Raw genomic sequence first — 1,645 nt, forward strand, 5'->3', positions numbered from 1 at the left:
GGCCCGATGCCGGACAACCCCTGATACATGCCCGGGCGCCGGAACGCTGATGCCACCCGGCGGGCGGCGGCACGACAACGGCCCCGGCACGGGCGGTACCGTGCCGGGGCCGTCATGGTCGTCGTGGTCGTCGTGGCGGAGGGGTCAGATCCGGACCCGGTTGGCCGGAGCCACACCGGCGGCGATCCGGCCGGCTTCGATCCATCCCGGGGCGTCGCCGCCATGGTTGAGCCAGACCCTCATCGCGCCGTCGTCCGCCAGGACGAGGTAGTCGTCCCTGCCATCGCCGTCGAAGTCGGCGAACCGCACGTTGTCGCGGGGGGCGACGCCTGCGGCGATCTGCCCGAGTTCCCGCCAACCACCGTGCCCGTCACCGCCGTTGTTGATCCACGCCTTGACCGAGCCGTCGTCCTCCACGACCAGGTAGTCGGCGCGTCGGTCGCCGTTGACGTCGGCGAAGCGCACCTTCCCACTCGGGGCGACGCCGGCGGCGACCCGGCCGATGGCCTCCCAGCCTCCGTACCCGTCACCGCCCTTGTTCAGCCAGACGCTCACCGAGCCGTCGTCCTCCAGGACGAGGTAGTCGGCCTTCCCGTCACCGTCGAAGTCGGCGAGTCGTACCTTCGCGGCCGGGGCGACGCCTGCGGCCACCGTGCCGCCGCTGCGGAAGCCGCCCTTCCCGGTACCCGCCCAGCACATGACCCGGCCGTCCGGCATCACCTCCAGGTGGTCGGCCTTGCCGTCACCGTCGAAGTCCGTGAAGTACGGTGTGGAGTTCGGGAGTTCATCGGAACCTCGGTCACAGGCGGGCTCCTTCGGGACCGGGTCCTCCCAGCCGCCGCGCCCGTCGCCGCCCCGGTTGAACAGCATGCAGCTGTCGAAGGCCCGGCCGCCCTTGTTCGCGAGGTAGTCGGTTTTCCTGTCCCCGTCGAAGTCGCCCAGCCACACGTACTTGCTCGGCAGACCGACGCCGGTGGCGACCTGGCCGAGTTCGGTCCAGCCGCGCTCGGCGGTGTCGCCTCCGTTGTTGAGCCACGCGTCCAGCGAACCGTTGTCGCCGACCACGACGTAGTCGGCCCGCTTGTCGCCGTCGACGTCCGCGAAGCGGACCTTGCCGCCCGGCGCGACGCCCGCGGCGACCTTTCCGAGAGCGCTCCAGCCGCCTCCGCCGGGCATGTCGGTGCCCTTGTTCAGCCAGACGTTCACCGAGCCGTCGTCGCCGACCACCAGGTAGTCGGCCTTGCCGTCGCCGTCGAAGTCGGCGAAGCGGACCTTGTCCCCGGTGGCCACTCCGGCCGCGATCCGCCCGACGCCGTTCCAGCCGCCCCGGCCGTCGGTGTTGAGCCAGGCGGAGACGGAACCGTCGTCCTCGACCACGAGGTAGTCGGCCTTCCCGTCGCCGTTGACGTCCGCGAAGCGGACCTTGCCGCCGGGGGCGACGCCGGCCGCCACCGTGCCGATGGCCTGCCAGCCGCCTCCGGCGGGCGTGCCGGTGGTCCCGCCCGATCCGCCGGACGGGTCCATGCCCCCGCCTCCACCGGGCGTGCCCGTACCCGTGGTCCCGCCGGAGCCGGTCGACGGGTCCATCCCTCCGCCGCCGCCAGGGGCACCGGTGCCTCCGGGCATGTCGGTCCCCCGGTTGAGC

The 1,645-nt window shown here is 72.7% G+C and carries 1 protein-coding gene; it reads right to left on the reverse strand.

What is annotated here, in order from left to right; translation table 11 throughout:
• Window positions 1–144 precede the first annotated feature (144 nt).
• Window positions 145–1,524 carry an FG-GAP repeat domain-containing protein gene (locus tag ACWDCZ_RS41135; protein ID WP_449818692.1) on the reverse strand — a complete coding sequence of 460 codons (1,380 nt, stop codon included), beginning with the start codon at window positions 1,522–1,524 and terminating at the stop codon, window positions 145–147.
• Between the last annotated feature and the right edge of the window lie 121 nt (window positions 1,525–1,645).

The organism is Kitasatospora sp. NPDC001225 (genome assembly GCF_053597855.1).